The 932-nt window shown below is 59.8% G+C and carries 1 pseudogene; it reads left to right on the top strand.

What is annotated here, in order from left to right:
- Positions 1–15: 15 nt before the first annotated feature.
- Positions 16–932, top strand: a pseudogene (locus tag J9889_RS23060) (IS66-like element ISUnCu16 family transposase); the annotation flags it as partial.

Below are 932 nucleotides of genomic sequence, written 5' to 3'. Positions count from 1 at the left end.
GGCACCATCAGGGGCATGAGCACATCCATGACCCCACCGGCCGCTTCGCCGCTGACCCTTGAGCAGGCTAATGAACTTATTCAGAAGCTGATGGCGCGCATCGCCGAGCTAGAAGACCGACTCAACCAGCACAGCGGCAATTCCTCCAAGCCTCCTTCCAGTGATGGGCCAGGCTCACCACCACCTGCTCGGCCGCGCCTTGCCTCAGGTAAAAAACGCGGCGCCCAACCGGGCCACAAAGGCGCTCGGCGTGAGCGTCATCCAGCGGATGAACGGCTGACGGTAATACCCCATTACCCTGCCAGACAGTGCGCCTGCTGTGGGGGCAATGTGGTATTTCATGACAAACCCTACCGCGTCCATCAGGTCTTTGACCTGCCCGAGGTCAGCTACAGGGTGACCGAACATCAGCTCTTTAGCGGCACCTGTTGTCATTGCATCGAGACCAGCCCGGCTCCGTTGCCCGAGACGGTGAGCAGCAGCCAGATGGGGACCAACCTGCTGAGCTACATCGCCCTGCAAAGTGGTCTGTTTCACCAGAGCATTAGCCAGATACAACAACAGCTTAAACAGCACTTCGGCCTGAGCTTCAGTCGCGGCGCCATCAGCGAGGCGCAAGGGCGAGTCAGTGCCATGTTGACCCCGACGCACCAGGCCATCAAACAACAAGTGCAATCAGCCTCCTGTATCCATGCCGATGAAACACGGCATCAGCGTGGTGGTGAGCGGCGCTGGATGTGGCTGGCACTGAGCAAGGTGGCCGTCTGTTTCATGACGGCGTTTGGCCGGGGTCAGGATGCGGCCAAACGGCTGCTGGGCTCAGAATTGGATGGCGTGTTGGTGACAGACCAGTACGCAGGATACCGTTTCATCGACAGCAGCCAGCGTCAGCTGTGCTGGGCCCATGTACTGCGCAATGTGGCAGCGATTGC

This window comes from Aeromonas sp. PrichA-15 (assembly GCF_017939245.1).
Taxonomy (GTDB): domain Bacteria; phylum Pseudomonadota; class Gammaproteobacteria; order Enterobacterales; family Aeromonadaceae; genus Aeromonas; species Aeromonas caviae.
The sequence above is the reverse complement of the archived record's forward strand: the minus strand, read 5'-3'. Positions and strand labels throughout refer to the sequence as shown.